Source organism: Pseudomonas putida W15Oct28 (assembly GCF_000708715.2).
In the GTDB taxonomy this organism is placed as follows: Bacteria; Pseudomonadota; Gammaproteobacteria; order Pseudomonadales; family Pseudomonadaceae; genus Aquipseudomonas; species Aquipseudomonas putida_R.
In genome coordinates this window covers 1-493 of the sequence record NZ_JENB01000101.1, presented here as the reverse complement: position 1 = coordinate 493, position 493 = coordinate 1, and the positions used below count along the sequence as shown (strand labels likewise).

1 protein-coding gene and 1 rRNA gene are annotated in these 493 nt (G+C 45.8%); both read right to left on the bottom strand.

What is annotated here, in order from left to right; genetic code table 11:
* The coding region (locus tag AK81_RS30320) for a hypothetical protein (RefSeq protein WP_206542919.1) at positions 1-218 on the bottom strand (218 nt) is incomplete at its 3' end.
* Between the two features lie 175 nt (positions 219-393).
* Positions 394-493, bottom strand: a 5S ribosomal RNA gene (gene rrf / locus AK81_RS27600); the annotation flags it as partial.

The following is a 493-nucleotide window of genomic DNA, read 5'->3' as shown; positions in this document are numbered from 1 at the left end:
ATGTGATTTCTCGCATGGTCACTTGTGATGCTGATAATCTTTTTGACTATCAGTCCATACTCACAAGCACCCACACGAATTGCTTGATTCAATTTGTTAAAGAGCGTTTGGCTAAGAGCTTTTCGTCTCAACCGAGGTGCGCATTCTACGCTTTCCTCAGAGCCTGTCAAGCGTTTATTTTGAAGTTTTTTCCGAGAAACTCGTTTAACTTCAGACACTTAACTCGCTTCGATCTCTCGTCGCGGGATGTGAATAATACAGCATTCAAAAACGCTGTCAACCACCTTTTTACTGCAGCTGGCTGACCTTGCGGCCTACCAGGAAGAAGCATGAGCTTCTACTTAAAGACAAAACCCCTACCTGCATGCGCAGATAGGGGTTTTGCGAAATGAATCTTGACGATGACCTACTCTCACATGGGGAAACCCCACACTACCATCGGCGATGCATCGTTTCACTACTGAGTTCGGGATGGGATCAGGTGGTTCCAATG